The organism is Paracoccaceae bacterium (assembly GCA_033344815.1).
GTDB lineage: Bacteria > Pseudomonadota > Alphaproteobacteria > Rhodobacterales > Rhodobacteraceae > Roseobacter.
The window spans coordinates 3340859-3362810 of record JAWPMR010000001.1 but is presented as its reverse complement, the minus strand read 5'-3'; the positions used below and the strand labels follow the sequence as shown (position 1 = coordinate 3362810).

Genomic DNA, 21952 nt, shown 5'->3' with positions numbered 1-21952 from the left:
GCCGGGAAAGGGAAAGATCATGTCAGCAACGAAAATCCTCTGGGGTCAGATCCTTATCGTGTGTCTAATCGTGCTCACCACGACTTGGGCTGCGACACAGTGGACAGCGCTGCGGCTCGGCTTCCAACCACAGTTGGGGCAGCCGTGGTTCGAATTGCTCGGAATGCCCATCTACTACCCACCCGCCTTCTTCTGGTGGTGGTATGCCTATGACGCCTACGCGCCACCGATCTTTATCGAAGGTGCCCTGATCGCCGCATCGGGCGGTTTTTTGTCGGTTGGCGTTGCGATCTTCATGTCGGTCTTGCGGGCGCGCGAAGCTGAGAACGTCGACACATATGGATCGGCCCGTTGGGCTGACGAGAGCGACATCCGTACAGCAGGGCTGTTTGACCCGGATGGAGTGATCCTCGGAAAGCGTGACCATGATTACCTGCGACACGACGGGCCGGAGCACGTGCTGTGTTTTGCACCCACACGATCCGGCAAAGGCGTCGGCCTCGTCATTCCGACGCTCCTGACCTGGCCCGGATCAGCAATCGTCCACGACATCAAAGGCGAGAACTGGCATCTGACATCGGGCTTCCGCGCGAAGCACGGTCGCGTTCTGCTGTTCGATCCGACCAACGCAAAATCGTCCGCCTACAATCCGCTGCTGGAAGTGCGCAGGGGCGAATGGGAGGTGCGCGATGTCCAGAACATTGCCGACATCCTGGTCGACCCCGAAGGCTCACTCGAAAAACGCAATCACTGGGAAAAGACCAGTCACGCTCTGCTGGTCGGAACCATCCTGCATGTTCTCTATGCCGAGACAGACAAAACCCTCGCCGCCGTCGCGAAATTCCTGTCTGACCCGAAGCATCCCATCGAAACCACGCTTGAGACAATGAAGACCACCGCGCATCTCGGGGACGCTGGAGCGCATCCCGTCGTTGCAGGTGCCGCGCGTGAGCTGCTGAACAAGTCGCCTAACGAGCGGTCCGGTGTGCTGTCTACGGCAATGTCGTTTCTCAGTCTCTACCGCGATCCCGTCGTGGCAGACGTCACCCGGCGCTGTGATTGGCGGATTGCCGATCTGTTCGGGAGTGCCAAACCGGTCACACTATACCTCGTGGTGCCACCGTCTGACATCAACCGCACCAAACCGCTGATCCGCCTGATCTTGAACCAGATCGGCCGCCGATTGACCGAGGATCTCGAGGGTAAGGATCGGCGTCACCGCCTCCTCCTGTTGCTGGACGAGTTTCCAGCATTGGGACGGCTCGATTTCTTCGAAAGCGCACTGGCATTCATGGCAGGTTATGGCATCAAGAGCTTCCTGATCGCACAATCCTTGAACCAGATCGAGAAAGCTTATGGGCCCAACAACTCGATCCTCGATAATTGCCATGTGCGGGTCAGCTTCGCCACCAATGACGAGCGGACGGCAAAGCGTGTGTCCGATGCTTTGGGTACGGCAACCGAGATGCGTGCGATGAAGAACTATGCAGGCCACCGCCTGTCCCCCTGGCTCGGCCATCTGATGGTCAGCCGACAGGAAACCCCACGCCCTCTCCTCACCCCCGGCGAGGTGATGCAGCTTCCACCCACAGACGAGATTGTCATGGTGGCGGGAACATCGCCGATCCGGGCGCAAAAGGCGCGGTACTTCAAGGATGCCCAATTGCAAGCCCGCGTTCTGCCGCCCGCGACGGCACAGAAGACTGATGCACCGGCGAACGATGACTGGAGTCAGATAGCACCACCCAGGCCACCAGAGATCGCTGATCCCGAGACGCAGACGGCAGAAGACGCGACCACCGATGATCCGAACGAACAGCGTCGGCAACCTGAGTTGGACCGAACCCAAGAAACAGAGAAGGAAAAACTCATCGAGAACGAATTTGAGCCGGACCTGAAGAAGCCGCCGAAAGATCAGACCGTTCAATTGAGGCAGCTTGATCAACAAGCCCGCCAGCTTGCCCGCCAAGCCTCGATGGATCCCAACGACGGCATCGACATGTGAGGGAACAGAAATGAAACAGCCAAAAAAGCAGCGCCTGTCCGTCTATCTCGACCCAGACATTATGGCTGCGCTGGCCGATTACGCAGCCAGACGGGATCATTCCCGGTCTCTTGTCGCCGAAGCCGCGATTGCTTCGTTCCTGTCACCTGACGCCGCCGAACGCCAAGAAGCGGCGACCACAAAACGCCTCGACCAGATCGACCGCCGGATGGACCGCCTAGAACGAGACCTCAGTATCTCGGTCGAAACACTCGCGCTGTTCGTGCGCTTCTGGCTAACGACGAACCCGCCACTTCCAGAGCCTGCCCGCGCCGCGGCCCAAGCCCAAGCTGGCGAGCGGTATGACGCCTTTATTGCAGCACTCGGGCGACGGTTGACCAAGGGGCCTGCGCTGCGGCAGGAGGTTTTAGAGGACATACCCCAGTAGCAGTGAGATGCTTGCCGAAAAGCAAAAAACAGGAAGTGAGCGAAAGAAACTGCTGTTGGCAGTCATCGGAATGCAATTCATGCCTCACTATATGCACATGACTTGCACAGGAAATCTACCTAACCCATTGGAAAATATGCTCACTCCATCCACTCCTCCATCGGTTTTGATTTGGATGGAAGCTTCCAACGCGTCACTGCGATCAACGATGTCTTCGAGCCAAGCCGAAGAAACGCTAAACTGCGTCCGAAAAACGCGGCGGGAATCCAATTTTTAATGGCACGGCAAAATAATGCAACAGACCCGCCTCAATTGCTCAAGAGTCGGCGGGCCTCCTCGCGGATCTCGGCAACGGTGATAACAAGCGCTTCCGTCCCGCTTGGGCGGTTTCGAAGTGCTGTCAGCATTCCCACGATCCGATCCTGTCCGTCAAAAACGGGTCCGCCTGAAAAACCCGGCGTCACGCCTCGCGTGCGCAGGATCATGCCCGGTCCGAAGTGTGGTATGAAGACTTCTTTCCGGAGCACGTACCCGGTACCAGTCGCCACTGCCCTCGGGCCATTTCGAGCAACAACGCCGACAATTTGCATTAGTTCCGCTGCACCAATTTTGGTGCTTGCTGAAGGTGTATCAAGAATACCCGCCGGGATCTGCAACAACGCAAGATCGATTTTTTCGCTGACTGCGACCAGCACAGCGCGCACCGGTTTGCGCCTGTCAGATACAACAAGTTTTATTGATGACCCTACGCCTATGCCCCGCACGACATGTGCGTTTGTTGCGATGAGCCCGCTTTCAAGTTCAAAACTGGATCCAAGGAAGTCCCCGTTTACGACGGTCGCGTGGTACCGAAAGAGGGGGCTGACCTCTGCCAGCACTCGGGTCGCGAAAAGGACTAACAGCAAGATTGCAAGCGACGCCTTCTTCAATGCTTGATTCTCCCGAAAACTGCGGATTCGGGGAGATGCTCACAGAGGCGGCCTAATAATATGGTTAGATGACCGAATGATCTGCATTCAATTTTATCTGTTGGCGTCGTTGCGGAGGTACAACTGACTTGTATTGTTTGACTGCTCGGTTCTCACGACCGGGTGATCGAATGCGTGTCAGACACTAGACTTCTTTGTTGAGCCCGGGTAAGCTCGAAAAAGGATGCGAGGCAAAGTGGCCCAGTGAAGGGTTGAAATGAGCAAGTTTCTATGCTGCGGTGCCGCGACCTTAAATTTGGTTCTGTATTTTTTGGTTATACAGTGATTTTTTCCAGCTAAGATTTTCTTTTGTTAACTGAAAGTTAACTTTTCTTCGATCTGGAGCTGAAGGGGTCCGAGCGTCACTATTGCGGCAGCAGGACTAAGTTGTACCGCCGCGTTTCCGCAAGCCGCACAACAGTCCAATATGGATCACCATAGCTCAAATCAACGCGTCGGTATGCCCTTGGAATTTCATCCGGGCCGCATCCTTCTTTGGTGCAGAAAAAAACCTGGGCCGTCCGTTCTGATCGCGGAGGCAAAGGAGAAACCAATTAACCCAGAGGACGCATAAGTCCTTGTCGCTCGCTATTTGCGAGTATCGAGACTTGCGTTAAGCGAATTTTTTGTCATGCTGATTACGCGCGGTGACTAATTATTGGTACGCACCGCGAATAACGGGTGGGTATACTTCAAGTGACTCATTGTACGCTATTTTACGTGCGTGAACTCAGGCGGCTGAAAACAGCGATAATAGTTGTGTTGGTCATGTTCGCGATGAGTCCAGGAACAAGCCTGGCGCAGACAGCGAGCGAGATCACGCCCGATAACTTCCAACCGGAACTGCGGAATTTCGATGGATCTGTGGTTTTCACAGGGGAGGAGGGCACACAAGCGCCACCCGGATCTGAAAACATCGGCATCACGCTGGGCGGGGTTAATCTTCAAGACGCGTTGCCGGAAATGGCCGCCGCTAACGACGCCTTTGAGGCACGTTTGACCCGGGGCCGGATACCCGTCTCGGAACTCTTTGTTGCCGCAGCGGAACTCGAGGAGGCCTACGCGCAAGCTGGCTTCGTTCTCGCCCGCGTGGTACTTCGTCAGCAGACGTTGCGCAACGGTAGCGCGCTAGACGTAATTGTCGTTAACGGATTTGTCGAGACAGTGGACACGACAAATGTGCCGGAGAACATCAAAGCCCGCGTCGATCAGTTGACTCAGCAGCTTGTGAATCGTCCCGGCCTCACGCGGCGTGAACTCGAACGACAGCTTCTGCTGGCTGGCGACACTCCCGGTACGGCGCTCCGCTCCGCTCTTGCTCGCGGCGAAACCCTGGGCGGCACCGTTATTGCACTCGATCCGGAGTACCGGGTGATGACCGGTTTCGTCGGCTTCGGAAATCCTGCAAGCGATGAGCTGGGCGAATTCACGCTGGACTTCGGGGCTGAGTTGAACAGTGCCTTTAAACTGGGCGAAACAATTTACATCCGGCTCTCAACCGCACCCGACAGCGTGTTCGGGAGCGACCCGACAAGTAGGATCTTTGCGGTTGGCGCAGTCCTGCCCCTTGGATCATCCGGCGCCAGCCTGAATGTCGAAGCGACGCAAAGCGACACGACGCCGGATAATCCGCTTGTGCCGACACGATCAGACTTTAGTCGCCAATCCGTGCGTTTGATCTATCCGTTTATCCGAGAGAGACAATGGAACGTGTCTGGACAATTCGCCCTTGACACAGCGCAAGACAGTCAAGAGTTGATAAGCGGCGCTACAATTTTCGAAGACCAACTTACAGTCCTGCGAGGAGGCGCCGACCTTACCTATCTCCATGAAAACGGCGCGTTGAGCCGGGGAAACCTGGTTGTTTCGGTGGGAATTGACGCGTTTGGTGCCAGAACAGAAGGCGACGCCATGAGCTCAACCATACCCCTTTCTCGTGCCGGAGCCGATGCCGAATTCACCAAACTTGCCGGATCTTTTTCCCACAGCGGCGCGCTGAATGACTGGTTGTCCCTTGCAGTATCAGCGCGGTTTCAAAGCTCTTTCGGGGAGCCGCTTCTGACCTCTGAACAGTTTTCGCTTGTTGGGCCGCAGGAACTCTCGACATTCGACTCCGGGTCGTTGCGTGGCGACAGTGGTTGGGTGGCTCGAACTGAGCTCTCCACGCAGCTTGAGACAAGCGTCGGACAGATACCGCTTTTGGTATCACCTTATCTATTTGCCGGTTTCGGCTATGCGAAAATCGAAAATCCGACTGCCATTGAGCAGCGTTCAACAGAAGCGCTCGCTTACGGGATAGGAGTAGACCTGTTTTCGCGGATCGAGTCGAACTACCGGTCAAATTCTATCAGGGTTGAGTATGGAATAGGAGAGCGAGATGATGCATTCCCGGATAACCAGCGCCTCAGTGTTTTGGCCAACTTCCGCTTTTAAATCTAGTCTCCGCAATCGGGCGTTAGTGCGCTCAGTTTTACTTACATCGGTCTGCTCCTCTTGTTTTTTCACCACGAGCGTTGCGCAAGAATTGCCGCAGGGCGGCACCGTTGCGCACGGCGATGTGGTAATTGGCCAATCCGCGCCCGGCTCTATGACAATCCGGCAAGGGTCCGACTCGGCCATCGTCAACTGGAATTCATTTTCTGTCGGGGCAGGCGCCCATGTTGACATTCGACAACCCAATTCCAGTTCAACTATTCTCAATCGAGTTTCGGGAGCGACTACGAGTGAAATTCACGGTCGGCTGACGGCCAACGGGCAGGTTCACCTCGTAAACCCCAACGGCATTCTGATCGGACCCAACGGGAGTGTCAGCGCCGGCAGTTTCGTGGCCTCATCGCTCAGCATTGCAGATGACGATTTTCTTGCAGGGCGGTTTCGCTACAACGGTGACGGCAACTCGGCGACGGTGGAGAACCAAGGGCGCGTCTCAATTGGTCGTGGCGGCTACGCTGCACTACTCGGTGGCAGGATAAAGAACTCCGGAACGATCACGGTTCCGATGGGCAAGATTGCCTTCGGTTCGGGAGAACGTATCGTGTTGGACCTCGACGGCGATCAATTTCTGCAAGTTGCCTTGCCTACCGTGGGCGAGGATGGCGATGACGCACTAATCGATAACTCTGGTTTGGCCAGCGCGCAAGGCGGTCGTGTGGAAATGCGCGCGGCGACGGCTCGTGAAGCGGTGCGGCAGGCGGTGAACTTGAGCGGTGTCGCTGAGGCGCAGTCAGTGTCAGTGCATAACGGTGCGATCATTCTTGGTGGGGGTAAAGGCGGAAAGGTGAACGTGACAGGGCGCATACGTGCAGGTGGTCAAGCTTCTACGCCCAGTCCGGACGTATCGATCCGCCCGTTGGCCCGCCCCAGCATTACCATCACTGGCGATCGAATTGAACTTGCGGGCGCTGAGATTGACGCAAGCGCGGCCGGCGGCGGCGGGATTGTTCGGATCGGGGGCGATTTCGGTGGAGTTGGTGACATGCCGCGCGCGACAGAGGTAACGGTTGACGAGAGGACCAGTATCCGCGCGGACGCTTTGGGGCACGGCGACGGCGGTCGGGTTGTAATCTGGTCGGAGTTACGCACCGAATATTCTGGTTTCGGTTCCGTGAGAGGAGGCGACAACGCAGGCGACGGCGGGTTTTACGAAGTGTCGAGCCGCGAGACGTTGCGCTATGCGGGGCTTACGGACCGGCGAGCTCCCAAGGGCCGTTCGGGAGAGCTGCTCCTTGACCCCCGCAATATCGTGGTCGGGACTGGTACCGGAGCCGAGAACGAGGTGGATATCGAAGCCGATCTCGAACTAGGTGATGTGACGCTGGACACGTCCGACGCGTTGGGGCAGCAGCAGGACGAAGCCGGTGATATCTTTATCAACGCTGATCTCGACTGGAATGCCGCAACGCAGCTCACCCTGACAGCTGACAATGACATTTTTGTCAATAGTTCGATCACAGCAAATGCGGGTAGCGTCGATCTGAACGCAGGCCAGAACATCTCTATCAACGGCGCAGTCACCGCGTCACCCGATCAGGCTGTCGATGGCTTGACAGTTTCCGCGGGCGGAACGATCACGGCCACTGGCGACGTCGACGTGGGCAGGTTCTTTCTAGGAAACGGGGACTGGCAACAGTTCAATACGACCGCTGAATTTTCGGCAAATAGTTTTGGGCTAAACCAATCCCTTGCTTCTTTTGCGCGCACTCGTTCTGCTGGCGATCCTGATCTGCCTCCGCTGATCTTCGACGTATACGGGCTGCAGGGCATCGGTACCTTTGGCTCCAGTTTTACGCTGGCGCAGAACATTGATGAAAGCGGGCTCGAAGAGTGGGGTATCGGCAACAATCGAGGCTTCCAGCCGATCGAGGGATTTACCGGAACATTCGACGGCAATGGGTTCGCGGTTTCCGGTCTGTTTCAGAACATCGTTGACGGGGATGGGGGCGGAGATGGCAACCAAGGTGCCAGACGCGTAGGGCTGTTCGAAACCATCGAGGCGGGCGCGACAGTCCGCGACCTGACAATCGAGGGCGCAGACTTCACTGGCAGCACCGGCGGTATACTGGCCGACACAAATAACGGCACAATACGCAACGTTCGGGTTTTAGGCACACTTGAAACAGAAGGCGAACAGACGGGTGGACTGGTTGGCATAAACAGGGGGCTGATCGAAGACAGCCTCGCGGATATTTCTGTAAACGTTGGAAGTTCCGGGTTTGAGGATAGAAACTCGGTCGGCGGTTTTGCCGGTCAAAACTTTGGGCGGATCAACCGATCCCATGCTCTTGGCGACATCAACATTAGCAATGATGACAACGTTAGCAATTCTGGCGACGTTCTTGCCGGCGGCTTTGTGGGCGAGGAGTTGGGGGTTGAACTGCTGACAATTAACGACTCCTACGCCCAGGGCAGTGTGACGATTTCCAATGGCAGCGGTTCAGAATCAACACCCGTGATTGTTGCCGGCGGTTTCGTTGGACTCATGAACGGTACGATCAACAGATCCTATTCGACGGGCGAGGTATTGGTTTCCGGCGATGCAATCACTTCTGAAGGCGGATTTGCCGGCGCTACCGGAGTCAACGCGTCGGGTAGTCGCAATTTTTGGGACGAGGACACATCGGGACAGGCAACGAGCGCCTTTGGGACCGCTTTAAGTACCGCTGAGTTCCAGGATACCGAAACCTTCATTGGCCTTGCCAGTCGTCTCGATCCTGACGATCCTCCAAGTTGGGATTTCGGAACGACGTGGGCGCCCGGGGACGAGGGGTTTTACCCTGCGAACTATACAACAACACCGGTCATCTTGATCGAACCCGTCAATGAGCCAGTGCCAACTGTACAATACGGACTGTCCGGTGAGCCGTTCACAAGCACAGTATTCAGCCCCAGTCCTTTGACCTACGTGTTTGCAGAAGAGGGCGACTCTGTCGGTGACGTGACAGTCTTCACGGATTTGGAACCCGGCGCACCGGTTGGTTTGCAGACATACCGTATTGAAACAGAAGAACTGGAAAGCGTGAATGGTGTGACGTACCGCATCGTTGACCGACCGGGTGTCGTAGAGATAACAGCTGCGCCGCTCACGATCATCGCAGACGACGATACAAAGACGTATGGGGAGTTCTTCACGCCGAGCAATTTTACCGTTTCGGGGACAATCTTCTTCGACGACAGCGTCGAGTCAGTTGCTTTGGCTAGCGATGGCTCCGCTGTCCAGGCTGCTGTCGATCCAGGCGAAGCAAGCTATTCAATTGTAGCCACCGAGGATGGAGCGTCGGGGTCAGGACTGGATAACTATGATATTACGTTTGTAAGTGGAACGCTTACGATAAACCCTGCGCCTTTAACCATCACACCTGACCAACAGGTTAAGGCATTTGGCGAGACCTTCGTGTTTGCAGGCGACGAGTTCACGACCAGCGGTTTTGCGGTTCCCGGCGACGGGATAAACGAAATCTCGCTGTCGAGCCTAGGCGCTCCGTCTGAGGCCGATGTCGGTGATTATTCGATTACGATTGGCGATTTCTCGGGAGTGGGCCTGGAAAATTATCTAATCACCGAAGGCACGGGAACTTTAGTAGTCCAGTCTAATGCTGACGACTTCGTCCCGCGGCCTGAGGTGATTACACCCGCTGGATTACCAGATCCACCTGATGTCGTTGACTTCGGTGATGATCTTAGCGGGTTTTTCCCCGCCACTGGGGAATTCCTCGGGCCAGATGCCGCACAAAGCTCCGCCGAAGTTCTGTCGCTTTCGGACGCGCTTGATATCGCCGCAGACGCCTGCGGACAGGGTGGAGGAGACGTGGGCCGATACCTAGCCTGCCTGTCCGACGCTCTGGACAGTTTCGCCGGTGAACTCGACGCGATTGCGCTCGATTTACCTCCAAGTATGGAGAACATTGCACAGATCGTCCGCGATGCGAGCCTTCGGATCAACGCGGCGGCGACGCGCGCAACCGCTCGTTTGGCGACCGCGGAAACGGAAGCTGAACGACGGGCCATCCAGGGCGAAGCCGCTAGTGAAGCTCGCGCGGCACTGGCAATCGCCTCCGCAGAGATCAGGAGCGCCATAACACTGGTACGTGCCGATGATCCGCAAAGTGCGGAATTTGAGCGTGCGACAATTTTATCGGTGGCAGACGCAATCGACACGTTGGGAAGCGAACTGGAACGTGTGAGCGATCTATGAGGCGAATGGTAAAGGTCATGTGCTTGTGCGCGGTGCTAGGATTTTCGGCGGACGCAGGCCAGTCTCAGGTAGCTGCGATTACCTCACCCGTACCAGAGGAACGGCGCGTTGCGCTGGTCCTTGGCAATTCGGCCTATCAGGACACCAAGGACATACGGGCACTGACGAAGCCGGTGAACGACGCCTTCGATATGGCCGAGGCACTGCGTGGGCTGGGATTCGAGGTCTTTCCTGGTGCGGACCTCGATTATGCCGAGACCCTTTCCGTGGTCGACGATTTTGCCGAAGCGGCGGAAACGGCTGATGTGGCGCTCTTTTTTTATTCCGGGCATGCAGGCCAGATCGAGGGCCGCAACGTGCTCATGCCGGTTGATACGGAACGCACAGAGGACAATGGGACGGTGTACTACGAACGCGTCGTGCCACTGGCGAACGTCATCGCGCGTCTTGATCGGGCTCCCGGAGTTAAGATCCTGCTGCTCGATGCTTGCCAGAACCCGCTGACGGGCAGTTTGACGACGGAAGACCAAACTGGGCTGGCGGGGGTAGCGGCTGGAAGAAACGTCTTCATCGCATACGCTACGCTACCTAACCGTGAGGCCTACGAGGGTATTCGCGGACGCAACAGCTATTTCACGAAAGCGGTTTTGAGCCACATCCGGGTACCGGGCGTACAGATAGAAGACATGTTCAAAGCCGTGCGACGGGACGTGAGTGCAGACACGCGCGGGGTCCAAATCCCTTGGGACAACTCCGGGCTCGTTCAGGACTTTTTTTTTGATCCCGGCGATGTGGAGGCGTCGCCCGAAACGCTCTGGTGGCAGCTTGCAGCGGTCAATAAAGACCCTGACCTGGCACGACTCTACCTCGATCGGTTTCCGGCAGGTACTCATGCGAAGTCGGCGGAGGCGCTGGTCAACGCTCCCGATGGCAAAGCTTCTGAGGCAACCGGCAATAACACGCGGCAGGAGCGCGCGCTCTGGCAACTGGTTGTACGGTCGCGATCGGTGGATTTGGCGCGTGAATATCTCGAGATGTTTCCTGATGGCCCCGAGCGCGAGGCGGCACGTACGCTGATCGGCCGGGCAGAAAACCGTGCCGCCGAAACGCCGGAGGAGGCGTGTGTAAATCTTGCCCTCCACCCCCGCGACGGTCAATCATTGCGCGGAGGTGTGCCGATGTGGCAGCTGGCTGGTCACGCAGAAGAGGCGATCACAGCCTGCAAGCGCGCTGGGACTGACAATCCGCAGGAAGGCAAATACCTGGGCCTTCTGGCGAGAACGCTATGGGCGGATGGACAAACCCAGCTTGCGCTTGAGAGCTACGAGGCTGCAATCGCTCTCGGCGACATGCGCGCCGCGCTCAGCCTTGGCCTCATTCTGGAAGATGGACGGCGCGGCGTACCACAAGACCCGGAACGTGCCCGCGCGCTCTACACCAGTGCTGCACACCGCGGCTTCAGTGACGGGCTGATCAATCTCGCGGTCGCAATGCGCCGTGGTGTTGGCGGTGACAAAGACCCTGAGGGCGCGTTTTTGCTGCTGAAGGAAGCGGCCGACGCCGGATCGCCGCTTGCTGCGATAAACTTAGGCAGGCTGGCCTTGCAGGGTTTCGGAAATGGTGAAGCGCAGGGGCTCAAATACCTTGAGGATGCGATCAGGTACGGCGCTGTCGACGCGTTTTTGCCGGCTGCGATCCTTTACGATCAAGGTCGTGGTATCAGGCCTGATCCGTTCCGCGCTGCCGATTACCTCCTGGAGGCGGTCGCGGGTGACCGGGGCGATGCGCTGGCCCTGTTGACAGAGCCCCATACGCGCGCAGGGTGGTCGCCCGATACGATCCGGGCGATGCAGGCCACGCTAGTTCGCCGAGGACTTTACCACGGCGTCTTGAGCGGAGTGCCGAGCGCGGCGTTTGACACCGCGCTCGCAGACTGGCGCAACGGCGGCTATCTCAGGCCTGACGAAAAGCGGGGGTTACAAGTTGGCTCAGATTAAAGCTCAGAATAATGCGATCCGCTTCAGCACCGGACAATTCGGTCAGGTTGACATTGACCGAGTGATAGAGCCATGCGGGAAACAGAACGAGCCGCCCAGCCACCGGCTCAAGCGTCACCCGCGACCAAAGCTGGGCGTTTGCCTGCGCCTCTTCAGAGAGAAGCGGTGGATTCACAAGGGCTTGCGTCCGTGGATCGGTGAATTCAAGGGCGCCGGATTTGGGCGGCGTTTGCAGATAGTAAACCCCGCTCAAGATCGATCGGGGATGGATATGGCTGCGGTTGTAACTGCCAGGAGGATTGACGATTGCCCACATGGCGTCGATCCCCAGCGGCGCGCGGGGATCAAGAGCCAGAGACTTCGCGGTTCGCGTTGCGGCATCGCCGATAACCTCGACGATCGGCTTGAAGGCTTCAACCAAATGGAGATCAACGCTAGAGTGCCAACTCCCAAGGGCTGGCACATTCGACGCGGATTGCCCCGCGTCGAATGTACGTCGCGCACGAACGGCGTCGATGAGCGCAGGGTTCAATGCCGCCGCGTCCTCGAGTTCCGAAATAAAAATCGGGGTCGAAAAGTAGCGCTGCTCGGTAAGTCGCATGGGTATTGTCCCTAGCCAGTATTTCAGAAAGGAGAAAACAATGAGTTCAGATATGGCATTCCTCAAATCGCACGTCAAAGAGAAGGATCTCTATCGGGCTTGCATCGCGGGCTGGACTACCGCAGGCGTCCTCACTGGCGCCTTCGGGGGGGTGAGCATCCCGGTCACTGCGGCCGCAGGCTTTGCATGGGGCCTTCTGACCTGCGGTCCGATGTCGAGAATGGCCGCCGAGAAATTTCTCAACCAACGGGCGCAACTTAGCGAAGCCGAACTGAGCATACTCGCCAATGAGCTTTCTCGCATAACCGGGGAAACTGATCCCGACACACTTTTGTCGGTGCTTCTGCAGACCCGCGATGCCTACCGGGCGTCTAACGGGATGGCGTCGTGAAAGCTCAAATGTCTGTTGCGCTGTTTGTCGGAACGCTTCTGGCAGCGCCCCTCGTTGCGCAGGACACGCTGGTGGTGGAACTCAACAAGGTTGAGGCTTCGGAGGGGGGAGGATGCAGTACTTATTTTCTCTTTCGCAACGGCACGGGGCTGAATTTCGCCACTCTGGAGTTGTCGCTCGCCATTCTGGACGGAAACGGTGTGATCAACCAGCTTCTGACAGTCGATGCAGCCCCCGTCCCCGCTGCGCGAACGACTTTGAAACTCTTTGATATTTCTGGATTGGCCTGTGATGACATCTCGGAGTTGCTCGTACATGACATTCCCGCGTGCGCCCCGGAAGATGGCACAGCACCTGCCTGTTTCGAAACGATAGCGCTTGAGAGCCTTGCTGACGTGGCACTGGTGAAATGAGTAATTTTCTGGGCGATGCCTTGCAAGGGAGTGCCGGCCCGGTTCTTGTAATCCTCTCGGGTCTGTCGATCATGTCCATCGCGCTTATCATCCTCAAGGTGGCAACGCTTTGGCGCGCACAGGCTTTCGACAGCGGCGTGGCAGAGGTCGTGGCGCTTGTGCAAGAAGGCGCGTTTGATCGCGCGGCCTCGGTTGCCGGTCGCGATACACCGGTGGGGCGCGTGCTGAATTCGGGCATCGACGCCTTGCGATCAGAACACCCGATGGAGTCAGCATTGCAGCTTCAAGGACGTACCGAAGTCACGCAGCTTGCGCGACATCTCAAAGTTCTGGAGGGCATCGCGGTTGTCAGCCCTCTGCTCGGCCTGCTTGGCACGGTATTGGGCATGATCGAGGCCTTCCGCGCGCTCGAATTGGCCGGAGGGGGTGCGAATGCTGCCGTTCTGGCGGGTGGCATCTGGCAAGCGCTTCTGACGACCGCAGCTGGGCTTGGCGTCGCCATCCCAGCGCTTTTCGGCACGATTCTTTTCACGGCCCAAGTCGACCGGATGGCGGCACTGATGGAAGACAGTGCGCTGGCGCTGAAGGCTGCCGACCGTGCGGCTTGAGCGCCCTCATGCGGGTGTGCGACGGGTGATCCTTGCGCCGCTGGTAGACGTGCTGTTGATCCTGTTGATCTTTTTCATGGTCACGTCCACTTATGCCGATCTTGACCTGCGCCCCGTAGTCGGGCCCGAACCGTACGGAGTTGCCACAACACAGGCAGGCCCGGTTGTCGTCACGCTTTTGGGCGACGGCGAGTTGCGTTTGCGCGGATCTGAAGCGGAGTTGTCTACGCTCGCTGCGATGGGGCGCGAGGTTGTGCTGCTGCCGTCTGGCGCGGCAAGCGTAGGTCAGCTTGTCGCCGCGCTCAATCGCATGGAGGCGGCAGGCCTTGGCACGATAAGCCTCGTCCGTCCTGGGCGTGCCAAATGAACCTGCGACGTGCGTCAGTGGGCCTGCCACCCGAAACAATCACACCGTTGATCGACGTGGTCTTTTTCCTTCTGGTGTTCTTTCTCCTCGTCGGGCGGATGCAAGCCAGCGCGCCGTTCGACGTGGTTCTGCCAGAGGGCCAGGGACAGGGGCCCGCAGTGGGCGCACTGGTTCTGATGGTAGGCGCAGACGGCTCTCTGGCCCGCGACGGAGCGAACGTCACGCGCGCGGAGATCCTGGGGGATGTTCCCAAAGCGCGCGTTGAAATTCGAGCCCACGCCGATGCGCGCCTCGGCGATGTGCTGCCCCTGATCGCCTCACTCGAGGCCCTGGGTACGGCTTCAGTCGCCCTAGTAGTCTCAGGGTCTGCGCAATGAAAGCGATGGGGTGGGTTGGTGCGGGAGCGGTCTCCGTGGGCCTCCATGCCGGCGCGGCTGCCCTCCTTTGGTTAACCTTTTCACCGCACTTTGAGCCCTTGGTGATGGACGCGAACGACGGGGTCGCCATCTCGGGCTACAGTGTGCCCGAGCGTCGCACAGAGGGCCGGAAGGCGACCGGATCATCACTGGAAGCCGCTGGTTCGCGGGGCATGGACGGCGGCAATTTGGGCCTTCCGGATCCAGTGAAGGTTGTTTCACGAAATCGGCTGGGGGAAAGTGTGATCGCTTCGGGAGGGCCCGAAACGCAAGTCCTTTCGGTTGCGCCCACCGGTGCGCGTGTCCTCCCAAGAAATGGTGCCCGAGAGATCAAGCCGCGAGACATCACACCCGATCGCAACGTAGCGCGCAGCCTAGTCACGACGCGTTTAGAACCGTCCGGTGTTGCGTCCCTACGCATCTCAGGCCAGGCTCCATGGCCAACTCTTGCGCAAGAGCACACCGCAATGGTCTCTGTGCCCGAACGCGCAGGCGTGGCACCAAAGGCTCGGCCCCTGCGCGAAACGCTTGTCCGATCAGAAGTCGTCACCGCAACCCGCACACGACACGATCCCGTGCCCGCCGGATGGCCCCCGTCCGCAAAAGCGAGCAACGTCCCGCCCAAAACCGCCATCGCCTTGCCCGAAAACCTTGGCCAGAGCTATGCGATGGCGCCCCGACCGGCGCGCAGCCCCGCAGCGCCCGCACGTATCCCGACATCAAAAGCTCGCCCCATGACAGCCGCGTGGTCAGGCACGCAAGCGCTCGATTCACGGTCACTCGACGCGCTCGCCGACTTTGCGGCGCCGCGCTTGGCGGGAGCGGCGCGCCCACGCACGCAGGGTCAGCTTTCTGATTTGCTTTCGGCTTTACCCTGCGCCCGCGCCCAGGTCGAATACCGTGCCGAGACCGGACGGATGGAGCTGCGGGGACACATTCCAACGGAGGACTTGCGCGCACCGATGATGGCGGGGCTTGCGGATATTGTCGGTGCAAGCATCCCCATTGACGACACACTCGCCCTTCTGCCTGAGCCGCAATGCGGCGTTCTCGGCGCCCTCGAAGATCTCGGCATCGCTTTGTCGAATGAACAAGGCGTCTCGCCGCGCATGGTCGGGCCGACCGGGCAGGCGCGCGTGTTCACCTTTCGCCGCGGCGACCTGTTGAACCTGGTGGTGACCGGGTCGGATTACCCCGCCAAACTGATGATCGATTACTATGATGCGGCGGGCATGGTCACCCACCTCGTACCAAACGATGTATTTCCGCCGCTCGCGCTAGCGACGGACGAAAATTTGGAACTGACCGGACCGATAGCCGCAGGCCGCTTTCCCAGGGTGAGGATCAGCCCCCCCTACGGCTCGGAACTCGCGGTCGTCATCGCCTCCAGCGCGGTCTTATCCGACGGCTCCCGCGGTCGGCGGGAGACAGCAGGCCTTTATCTGGAATGGCTCAAGCGCCAGATCGCGGAGGCACGCGCAACGGATCCGGATTTTCGCGCCGAATGGGCGTATTTCATTGTCGAGACGCGCGAGTGACGTGCGCGTCTCACTCCCCGCGCGCTACAACCGCTGCGGCACGCTCCCCCGCTTCGGACGACACTTCGCACATCGCAACCGCTCCGGGCGCGTATCCTTCCTTGAAGCTATCGGCGGCAACGGCAAGACAATAGAGACCCGATGCAGATCCGATGTCGCCCACGGACATTGCAGGAAAGGCCGTCACCATGAACGGCCTGTGCGTGCGGTAGTGACGCGCCCTGAAGATCAGCGCCTCAAGACCGCTGTACCGCTCGCCGTTGAAATTGGCGACAATGAAATCAACAGCGCTTTCCGGTGTTTCCTCCGAGATCGTCCCTTCCAGCGCTTGCTGCATCCCACGGCCTTGGCTCTGGCGCTCTCCAATGACCGGACAGGCCTCCTGCCCTGTGCCCACTGCGCGGATCACAGCGTCCGAGGGATTGCGCGGAACGGCGGCAAGGCGCAGGGCAACGGCCCCTTCGCCCGGGATGACACCTTGGGCATTCGTCTCGCCTGACAAACGCTCCGCTGCCTTAAGCCGTGCGATGTCCCTGTCGTTCACGTAGCTGTCGGATGCCAGAAGGATCACCTCCTCCGCGTCGCCCAACGCGATGAGGGCTGCAGCCTGCTCAAGTGCGCCAACAATACCCGCCGCACCTCCGCTCACCTCCGATGACGCGGCGTGGAACGCGTAGTCCGTTCTGGCCCGCAGGCTCGAAAGGAACCCTTCCTTCGGCCAGGTCTCGGCCGCCGGGTGTTGGCGAAATGCGTCAGGACCAGCGGCGAGCACGACTGTTTCATCGCGATCCAACACCTCTGCCAACGCCCGTACCGCCATATTGGTCAGCCATTCGCCCGGTGTGCGTTGCAGCCGCCAGTTCGCGGGCACCGAGGCCACAGATTGCGTTGATCCAAAAGGATGGGATTGGATCCGATCCTCAAAGCCCGAGGTATTCGCGCGGGTCGCCGCCAGCGATTGGGCGGCCGTGAGGCCCACAGGCGTCACGGCCCCGATGCCCGTTATGAAAAGGTCTGGCGTCAGGCGACCCATAGGGGTTTGTCGGTTTGCGTGCCGTCGCCGCCACGGGGGTTGAGGTAGGCCTTGCCCTGGCGCCGAGCCGAGAGCCAGACCGGCGAGACATGCCCAAGAACAAGCTCCGACAGTTTTGGGCGATTGGGCACAATCGGCACCGCAACCCGTGCCTTAAGGGTCACGCGTGCCGCATCCGGCTCGATGATCACTGTGTCAGGCTCGAGTTCACGCACTTCCGTCCTGTCGCGATAGATTAGTGTCAGGGGCGCGGTCAACGCGGGCAATCGGAACGCCCAGACCCGATTGGGTGTCAGATTGGTCAGGCGCACGGGCGTATGGGGACCCAAAGCCGCCGAACGCTGATCCGCGGGCGCGCAGAGGTTGTAGGCGGTTTTAAAGTCATGCGGCGGCAGCGGCCATTGTTTGGCAAGCCAAGAATCATCGTAGGTCCCGGCAAGGGGCAGGCGCGGCAGCCAACCACGACCGAGCGGGGTGAGACCCACGGGCGTGTCGGGACGATCCGGGTCAGTGATATTGGGCACATCCGACAGAACGTCGGGATCTGCGGAGCGTGCATCGCGATAGCCAATACCCACCGGATTGCGTTGGTCCAGCCGTCCGTCGGGCAAGGTACCGCCATAGGCGCGTTCCCAACGGATCGGCATCGTTTCGAACGCACGCGGGGGCGACAGCCCCCCCGCCACCCGCAATCGATCGCCGGTCACGCGCAAACGCTTGCGAATGTCTCCAGCCTCTACACTCACATCGATCTGCTCGGTGAGCTGCCCCGGAGGCGCATGGGCCTGCCCCAGCACGATCAACTCAGGCTGCGGTTTCTCGAGGGCGAGATCGGCCTCGTGCTCGTTCGAACACAACTCCGGATTGCCGTATGGCACATCGCCGAACTGAACAGGAAGCTGTGCCTCGGCGATCTCCAGCGTTGCGTCCAGCCCTGGCGCGGTGAAACCCGCCGAGACCACGGCCAGAAGGATCTCTTGCCCGTCGGCATTCATCTGAACATGCGTCGCCGCCTCAAACGGCGTGCGGTTTTCAAGCCAGACATCAAATCCCATTGCTCAACACCAGTTTCCATCCTCATCGAGCCCAACAGGCCAGTAAGGCATTGCAGAGACAACGCTTACTAGTTCCGAGAGTTTTTGATCATATGGCCACTTTGCCATGATGGTTTCGGGTGCGACCCAACGTGCCTCTGCGGGAAGAGGCTGTGATATCGCTTGAATTGCCAGCCAATTTCGACGGATTGCTGAGATAAAAGGTTGATGCCGCGCAGGCCCGCCAAGCATTGTTAATGTGAGGCGCATGATGGCCTCTTTCTCGCTGTCGCCCTCTTCGATCTGCGCATCAATCTGATCTTGCCAATGGGACATGGCACCATTCAAAGCGTCAGTAATGTCTTCCAGAAAGTCACCATAGGCGCTGCGAAAGACTTCGGGTGCATCGTCGAGCTCGAAGATCGCATTTGAGTAGTCCCGAAGCGTGTAGGCATCGCGCGGCGCATTGTGCAGCCGGTAAATTCCTGTTCGGGCGTTGTGTCCTGTTTTATCGGCAAAGCTCATTCCAAGTCCCTTTGCGCGTTCATTCCAATCGGGAAAAACCTGACCTTGCGTAGGGCTTCCGCCGCGCTCTCCGAATATGAGGGCAGATCATCAATCAGCAAAACGATAGGTGACACGGGATCTGGGGCAGTCGGATCCATGCCTTCCTCCCGCGCTACGTCTCCCCAGCGTTCGCCATCCTCGTGTTCGGGAGGATGGTACAGGTGCACAATACTATCGTTTAGTTCGAGTAGTCTGAAATAGTACATGCGAAACAGGCCCAAGATACGCGGATGGCTACCAATGCCCGCAGGCCAATGAACGTTGACGAGGCCAGGTCGCGTTTTGTCCAGGTTGTCACTGAGTGCGTCCCACCAATCCTGCAGGTCAGGTAGCAGTGCGTCCACTTCAGCGGCCCATTCTCGGCAAATCGTATCATAGGACGCTTCAAGGTCGTCGTTTGTCTCGATGTCCATCATATCGCCAACCCAACAATGTTATCATTCATAAAGTCGAAAACCTCGCGCTGATCAACGCTGCGCATTTGCCCGCCTTGGCTGCTGCTGCAGGAACGACAGTGCGGCAACACGGGAAGTTCCTTCATCGCTGCCTTGAAGGCCTCGGGCGATGGCTCCATGTTACACCCTCCCATCTCCCAAGCGACATTCTCCGGAGGTTGGTGATCGGCAATCATACGAGGCGGTGGTTTGGTGCCACACTGCCAGCACTTGCTACCAGCGGTGTTAACAGAGTCCCGCTGAGCTTGTGTAGTGGACTGCCGGTGCTTGGATCCCGTGTAAGGTTCGTCACAATCCTTTTCGAGTTGGTCCATGGTGAGGTTCTTGACGATGAAATCGACGGTCAGCGTGGCGTCGACACAGTTGGGTGGGAAACTCCCGCTATTTTGCCCAGCCAGGTGACCATGACAAACGGCACCCTTGTTCTCGACTTTCACCTTGAATGACCAAGTGTTGAACCGGCCTTTTCCTTTGGTCTTGGCCGTAACGACGCCGCCGCCCTGAGTCCCGGCCTCGTCACCGCTACTCGTCGACACAAAGGATACGTTCTCCTTGGCAGTGGGCTGACCATCAATTTTTACTGATTTGGAACCTTTGGAAAGGTCTCCAGACTTGAGCATGTTGACATAGGGAACGGGAGCTGGACCGGTAGGCGCCGGCGGCGGCGACAGGCAGACATCCCCAGGCGCGGAACCAGAGCCGCCACTTCCCTTGTGAAAAAATCCTTTACCTTCAGCATATGCGGAAATGCCCATCGCCTAGCCTCCCTCAATCTCAGGACGTAGGCCAGTCATATCGGAAAGGCCGGTCGCGGCGAGGGCGTGAATGCTGTCGTAATGCAGTTCATGCACCTCCCAGTCGTTGATCCAGAAGGTGACGCCCGCGCCCTTGGTCTCTGTCGGGATCAGGCGCGGCAGGTCGCGCAGGCGGCGGTACAGGCGGTCTGCGCTGGCGAAACTTTCGGTGGCAGCCTGAATCAGGTCTCGTGCCGCAGTAAACCAGGCGCCGTCAGCCGGCGGCTGCGCGTTTGTCGCCGCCAGAACCAAAGCGCCGGGTTCGCTTTGACGATTGTGGCTTAGACACCACACGCCCGCGCAGGGTGTTCGCTCAAAAATGCCAGGCGCCGCAAGAAAGTGCCAGATCCGATGGTCGTCGGTCTCGATCTCTCGGGCACGGGCGGAAAAGGCAGACCAGCGGTTTCTGAACACGGCAGACAGGCCCGTGTCGAGGGGTGCCGTCTCGCTTGGGATCGGTCCGAGCAGACCTACCTCCTTGGCGTGCTGCGGGGGCGAGAGCGGCGCGTGCATCATGACCACGCAGGGCCCGGTGCGGGCGCGTCCCAACGAGCAAGGATTGATGTGCGATCCACGCGCCCGGCGGCAAAGGCTGCGTGCTTTGCGCGGCGCTGGGACGTATAATCCGCCACAACCTCACCCGTCTGAACCCGGTCCCACAAACGGCGCGCTTCGTGCGGGATCGGCCACGGCCCGTCGTCGCGCCCCTCAAATCCCTCTGGCATCGCGGCAGCGTCAAGTGTGAACACGGACCAGTCGTTGAAATCCAAGGGCAGCAGATCGCGAAACGCAATCCCAGCCGCTGCGGAGAGAGCCGGCTCCTCCATGGCGTTGAACAGCACACTGGCCGTTGCAGGGTCCCCCAACAGCCCCAGTCGAGCAAGGGCATCGCTGCGGGTCGACTCATCCGCGAGCCGTTCCTCGATCCATGCCCGCGCTTCCACAGGTTCGGAAAGGATCAGGGCTAGGTCGATGTGTGTTTCCGTCTTGAGCAAGGCGTCGAGCGAAGATTGATCTCCGGTGAGACGGGCGTGGGCAATGAGATTTGCAAAAGCAACCTCCGCGTTCTCACCGTCACACCGCCGGGCAAGACGCGGGGCAAGATCCACCAGACCCATGGCTCCGATCAAGGTTGCAGCACCGATTGCCACCCGTGGGTCGGGGTGGTCCTGCAATCGCGCCAGGCGGTCCCCTGGGTTTGTGCGGTAGGCAAGCAGAGCGGCCAACGCCAGATAGTTCAGGTCGGCGCTGGGGTCATAGACCCAGGTATCGAGATGCCGACGCAAGACATCCGGGCCGCACCATGCCAAGGCACCCGCAGCCCCGGCCTGCACCTCGGGCGGCTCGGCGAAAACCAGCGTACGGGCCCATACTAATTTTTCGGAATCATCGAGAATGAGCGCTAGCAAAAAGAGCACAAATGCCTCACCGGGTTCAACGTAATCTTCGAATTGCTGCAACGCGATGGGCCAGCCTTCCACTCCCGCTGCGCGCAGCCCCGCGATATGGGCCATGAGGCGTCCATCCATCCGTGCAAGGTCTTCGGTGCCATATATTGCGCTATCACTCTCGCGGGTGCGACGCCGCCAGAGATGGGCGGCCTCCTCTACGTGTTGCCGGACGATGCGTTGGATGATGGCCATCGCT

The 21952-nt window shown here is 58.9% G+C and carries 20 protein-coding genes; 11 read left to right on the top strand and 9 right to left on the bottom strand.

Going from position 1 to position 21952, the window contains the following annotated elements; all coding sequences use genetic code 11:
• The first annotated feature begins 19 nt into the window (after positions 1 to 19).
• Positions 20 to 2005 (top strand): conjugal transfer protein TraG, encoded by a 1986-nt coding sequence (locus tag R8G34_15560; GenBank protein ID MDW3224273.1) that lies wholly within the window; start codon positions 20 to 22, stop codon positions 2003 to 2005.
• A 10-nt stretch (positions 2006 to 2015) separates the two neighbouring features.
• Positions 2016 to 2432, top strand: coding sequence for a CopG family transcriptional regulator (locus R8G34_15555; protein MDW3224272.1), 417 nt, complete (start codon positions 2016 to 2018; stop codon positions 2430 to 2432).
• A 308-nt stretch (positions 2433 to 2740) separates the two neighbouring features.
• Here R8G34_15555 and R8G34_15550 read toward each other — a convergent pair whose 3' ends face one another.
• Positions 2741 to 3310 carry a serine protease gene (locus tag R8G34_15550; GenBank protein ID MDW3224271.1) on the bottom strand — a complete coding sequence of 190 codons (570 nt, stop codon included), beginning with the start codon at positions 3308 to 3310 and terminating at the stop codon, positions 2741 to 2743.
• A gap of 867 nt (positions 3311 to 4177) precedes the next feature.
• On the opposite strand from R8G34_15550, the gene R8G34_15545 reads away from it, so the two are divergent.
• The 3 genes from R8G34_15545 to R8G34_15535 are packed head-to-tail and all read left to right on the top strand — an operon-like array spanning position 4178 to position 12088.
• On the top strand, positions 4178 to 5833 hold the full coding sequence (locus R8G34_15545; protein ID MDW3224270.1) for a ShlB/FhaC/HecB family hemolysin secretion/activation protein: 1656 nt from the start codon (positions 4178 to 4180) through the stop codon (positions 5831 to 5833).
• Positions 5834 to 5858: 25 nt separating this feature from the next.
• A complete protein-coding gene (locus tag R8G34_15540) occupies positions 5859 to 10091 on the top strand; it encodes a filamentous hemagglutinin N-terminal domain-containing protein (protein ID MDW3224269.1) in 4233 nt (1410 codons plus the stop codon).
• A gap of 32 nt (positions 10092 to 10123) precedes the next feature.
• Complete coding sequence (locus R8G34_15535; GenBank protein ID MDW3224268.1) at positions 10124 to 12088, top strand: caspase family protein; 1965 nt, start codon at positions 10124 to 10126, stop codon at positions 12086 to 12088.
• Here the strand turns inward: R8G34_15535 and R8G34_15530 are convergent.
• Entirely contained in the window at positions 12045 to 12689 is a 645-nt protein-coding gene (locus tag R8G34_15530; GenBank protein ID MDW3224267.1) for a TIGR02466 family protein, read from the bottom strand. The genes R8G34_15535 and R8G34_15530 overlap by 44 nt on opposite strands.
• 40 nt (positions 12690 to 12729) lie before the next feature.
• On the opposite strand from R8G34_15530, the gene R8G34_15525 reads away from it, so the two are divergent.
• The 6 genes from R8G34_15525 to R8G34_15500 all read left to right on the top strand — a co-directional run bounded on the left by R8G34_15525 (position 12730) and on the right by R8G34_15500 (position 16422).
• Entirely contained in the window at positions 12730 to 13080 is a 351-nt protein-coding gene (locus R8G34_15525; protein MDW3224266.1) for a hypothetical protein, read from the top strand.
• Positions 13077 to 13493, top strand: coding sequence for a hypothetical protein (locus tag R8G34_15520; protein MDW3224265.1), 417 nt, complete (start codon positions 13077 to 13079; stop codon positions 13491 to 13493). Before R8G34_15525 ends, R8G34_15520 begins: the two co-directional genes overlap by 4 nt.
• Positions 13490 to 14101 (top strand): MotA/TolQ/ExbB proton channel family protein, encoded by a 612-nt coding sequence (locus tag R8G34_15515; protein ID MDW3224264.1) that lies wholly within the window; start codon positions 13490 to 13492, stop codon positions 14099 to 14101. Before R8G34_15520 ends, R8G34_15515 begins: the two co-directional genes overlap by 4 nt.
• Complete coding sequence (locus tag R8G34_15510) at positions 14091 to 14468, top strand: biopolymer transporter ExbD (GenBank protein ID MDW3224263.1); 378 nt, start codon at positions 14091 to 14093, stop codon at positions 14466 to 14468. The genes R8G34_15515 and R8G34_15510 overlap by 11 nt, the downstream gene beginning before the upstream one ends.
• On the top strand, positions 14465 to 14845 hold the full coding sequence (locus tag R8G34_15505; GenBank protein MDW3224262.1) for a biopolymer transporter ExbD: 381 nt from the start codon (positions 14465 to 14467) through the stop codon (positions 14843 to 14845). The genes R8G34_15510 and R8G34_15505 overlap by 4 nt, the downstream gene beginning before the upstream one ends.
• 104 nt (positions 14846 to 14949) lie before the next feature.
• The gene (locus R8G34_15500; GenBank protein MDW3224261.1) at positions 14950 to 16422 is read left to right on the top strand and encodes a hypothetical protein; all 1473 of its coding nucleotides are present in this window, start codon (positions 14950 to 14952) and stop codon (positions 16420 to 16422) included.
• 10 nt (positions 16423 to 16432) lie between these two features.
• On the opposite strand, the gene R8G34_15495 is transcribed toward R8G34_15500, so the two are convergent.
• The 7 genes from R8G34_15495 to R8G34_15465 are packed head-to-tail and all read right to left on the bottom strand — an operon-like array spanning position 16433 to position 21948.
• Entirely contained in the window at positions 16433 to 17455 is a 1023-nt protein-coding gene (locus tag R8G34_15495; protein MDW3224260.1) for a hypothetical protein, read from the bottom strand.
• Positions 17443 to 18510, bottom strand: coding sequence for a DUF2169 domain-containing protein (locus tag R8G34_15490; protein MDW3224259.1), 1068 nt, complete (start codon positions 18508 to 18510; stop codon positions 17443 to 17445). Before R8G34_15490 ends, R8G34_15495 begins: the two co-directional genes overlap by 13 nt.
• Positions 18511 to 18513: 3 nt before the next feature.
• A complete protein-coding gene (locus R8G34_15485) occupies positions 18514 to 19014 on the bottom strand; it encodes a hypothetical protein (protein ID MDW3224258.1) in 501 nt (166 codons plus the stop codon).
• Positions 19011 to 19469, bottom strand: a complete 459-nt coding sequence (locus R8G34_15480) for a hypothetical protein (GenBank protein MDW3224257.1) — start codon at positions 19467 to 19469, stop codon at positions 19011 to 19013. Before R8G34_15480 ends, R8G34_15485 begins: the two co-directional genes overlap by 4 nt.
• Complete coding sequence (locus R8G34_15475; protein ID MDW3224256.1) at positions 19469 to 20266, bottom strand: DUF4150 domain-containing protein; 798 nt, start codon at positions 20264 to 20266, stop codon at positions 19469 to 19471. The genes R8G34_15480 and R8G34_15475 overlap by 1 nt, the downstream gene beginning before the upstream one ends.
• Positions 20267 to 20269: 3 nt before the next feature.
• Positions 20270 to 20821 carry a hypothetical protein gene (locus R8G34_15470; GenBank protein MDW3224255.1) on the bottom strand — a complete coding sequence of 184 codons (552 nt, stop codon included), beginning with the start codon at positions 20819 to 20821 and terminating at the stop codon, positions 20270 to 20272.
• Positions 20818 to 21948, bottom strand: coding sequence for a hypothetical protein (locus R8G34_15465; GenBank protein MDW3224254.1), 1131 nt, complete (start codon positions 21946 to 21948; stop codon positions 20818 to 20820). Before R8G34_15465 ends, R8G34_15470 begins: the two co-directional genes overlap by 4 nt.
• Positions 21949 to 21952: the final 4 nt, after the last annotated feature.

What these genes read in the sequence shown, in the direction of transcription:
- R8G34_15555 (MDW3224272.1), top strand. Translation starts at nt 2,016, where the DNA reads ATGAAACAGCCAAAAAAGCAGCGCCTGTCCGTCTATCTCGACCCAGAC.
- R8G34_15530 (MDW3224267.1), bottom strand. Translation starts at nt 12,689, where the DNA reads ATGCGACTTACCGAGCAGCGCTACTTTTCGACCCCGATTTTTATTTCG.
- R8G34_15480 (MDW3224257.1), bottom strand. Translation starts at nt 19,469, where the DNA reads ATGGACATCGAGACAAACGACGACCTTGAAGCGTCCTATGATACGATT.
- R8G34_15560 (MDW3224273.1), top strand. Translation starts at nt 20, where the DNA reads ATGTCAGCAACGAAAATCCTCTGGGGTCAGATCCTTATCGTGTGTCTA.
- R8G34_15515 (MDW3224264.1), top strand. Translation starts at nt 13,490, where the DNA reads ATGAGTAATTTTCTGGGCGATGCCTTGCAAGGGAGTGCCGGCCCGGTT.
- R8G34_15465 (MDW3224254.1), bottom strand. Translation starts at nt 21,948, where the DNA reads ATGGCCATCATCCAACGCATCGTCCGGCAACACGTAGAGGAGGCCGCC.
- R8G34_15485 (MDW3224258.1), bottom strand. Translation starts at nt 19,014, where the DNA reads ATGAGCTTTGCCGATAAAACAGGACACAACGCCCGAACAGGAATTTAC.
- R8G34_15495 (MDW3224260.1), bottom strand. Translation starts at nt 17,455, where the DNA reads ATGGGTCGCCTGACGCCAGACCTTTTCATAACGGGCATCGGGGCCGTG.
- R8G34_15525 (MDW3224266.1), top strand. Translation starts at nt 12,730, where the DNA reads ATGAGTTCAGATATGGCATTCCTCAAATCGCACGTCAAAGAGAAGGAT.
- R8G34_15505 (MDW3224262.1), top strand. Translation starts at nt 14,465, where the DNA reads ATGAACCTGCGACGTGCGTCAGTGGGCCTGCCACCCGAAACAATCACA.
- R8G34_15475 (MDW3224256.1), bottom strand. Translation starts at nt 20,266, where the DNA reads ATGGGCATTTCCGCATATGCTGAAGGTAAAGGATTTTTTCACAAGGGA.
- R8G34_15490 (MDW3224259.1), bottom strand. Translation starts at nt 18,510, where the DNA reads ATGGGATTTGATGTCTGGCTTGAAAACCGCACGCCGTTTGAGGCGGCG.
- R8G34_15545 (MDW3224270.1), top strand. Translation starts at nt 4,178, where the DNA reads ATGAGTCCAGGAACAAGCCTGGCGCAGACAGCGAGCGAGATCACGCCC.
- R8G34_15470 (MDW3224255.1), bottom strand. Translation starts at nt 20,821, where the DNA reads ATGATGCACGCGCCGCTCTCGCCCCCGCAGCACGCCAAGGAGGTAGGT.
- R8G34_15500 (MDW3224261.1), top strand. Translation starts at nt 14,950, where the DNA reads ATGGACGCGAACGACGGGGTCGCCATCTCGGGCTACAGTGTGCCCGAG.